The 1,294-nt window shown below is 51.4% G+C and carries 1 protein-coding gene; it reads right to left on the reverse strand.

Annotation, left to right across the window (positions count from 1 at the left end; all coding sequences use genetic code 11):
• Window positions 1-23: 23 nt before the first annotated feature.
• On the reverse strand, window positions 24-1,193 hold the full coding sequence (locus V7773_RS30210) for an IS4 family transposase (RefSeq protein WP_336076496.1): 1,170 nt from the start codon (window positions 1,191-1,193) through the stop codon (window positions 24-26).
• Window positions 1,194-1,294: the final 101 nt, after the last annotated feature.

Here is a 1,294-nt window from a genome sequence, read left to right on the forward strand (position 1 = left end):
CACTAGTGTCCGGTAAAATCTTTTCAGAGCTGAAGGTTACCTTGGGTAGCCTTCAGCTCTGTTCGCTTCTGCCTTCGGTCTTCAAGGCGTTCGATGCTCAATGGGCGTTCGAACAAGCTGTGGGTCAGCCTAATAGCAAAGTCTGAAATAGGCCCCGAACATCCTGAGCGGTGCTGATAAAGGTGCAGCAAAAGGTAGGTAATCAAGGCGCTGTAGATCTGCAGACGAACGGCATTTTCGGAGAAGCCGAAATATCGTTTTAACTTGAGGTTTTGCTTGATCCACTTGAAAAACAACTCGATCTGCCAACGTTGTTTGTACAGATCAGCGACCTCCTCAGCTGAGCGAGAGAAGTCATTGGTAACCAGCACCAGTGGCGTTTCATGGTCGTCTCGACGAACCTGAATCCGGCGCACAGCCTGATCCTGATAGTGATTCGGACGTCGAGTGTTCAGGTATTTCTTACCGAACAGCACCGATTCGTCTGCCTCAATGAATTCCGGTGCATCGTCTTTTCTCAAGCTTTCTACCTGCTTCAGGTTGGCGTTTTTTTTCAGCCGTGTGACGAAGAAAGAGCCCAACTGATCGATCTGGTACCACCAGTTGTAGTCGCAGTAACCCTTATCGAAAACGTATGTCATACCCGCTTCAAGAGGCATGGTCAGAGCATCGCTCAGATCGTTGACGTTGGCGGCGGTGATGTTCACGTAAGTCGGGGCTGTTTGCCGTGGATCGATTGCCACATGCACCTTCAGGCCTTGAGTTATGCGGGTTTTCGTCGCGGTGGTCCATTCGTCAAAACCGGGTCCACGCAGGCTGATTGAGGTCGAATCGATCAAGGTGATCATCGCTTCGAGCGACTTGCGCTGTTTGCGACCAACACCTTGAAGCAGGTGCTCGCAGGCCAGGCGAAACGGTTCAGAGCTGCGCTTACTCAAGGCATCGCAAAGGGTTGAACGCACCATGTTCTTGGCGTTTAGGTGATAACGATGGGGTTCCAGCGACTGTGAAGCTGTCGCCAACGTGCGCAAGCTTTTAGCTTGGACAAGCTGACCGTAAATCAGCGTGATAAGTAGATCCCAGGAAGTGAACTGCTTAGCGTAACGATCAGCACCACAGCGTTTGACGGCTGCTTTGAAGAGCTGATGAGGAAGGGCCTGGAGCATTTGTGCAAATCGCGTGCTGCTGAACATGGGCGAAAATCGAGTCTGAAAAACCTGATTATTGCTTAAGACGCAGGCACAGCAAGGGGGAGCAAGCTCCCCCTTCAGTTTTTACCGGACACTAGTGACGC

Source organism: Pseudomonas sp. 3JA, assembly GCF_036961705.1.
GTDB classification, from domain to species: domain Bacteria; phylum Pseudomonadota; class Gammaproteobacteria; order Pseudomonadales; family Pseudomonadaceae; genus Aquipseudomonas; species Aquipseudomonas fluorescens_Q.

What these genes read in the sequence shown, in the direction of transcription:
- V7773_RS30210 (WP_336076496.1), bottom strand. Translation starts at nt 1,193, where the DNA reads ATGTTCAGCAGCACGCGATTTGCACAAATGCTCCAGGCCCTTCCTCAT.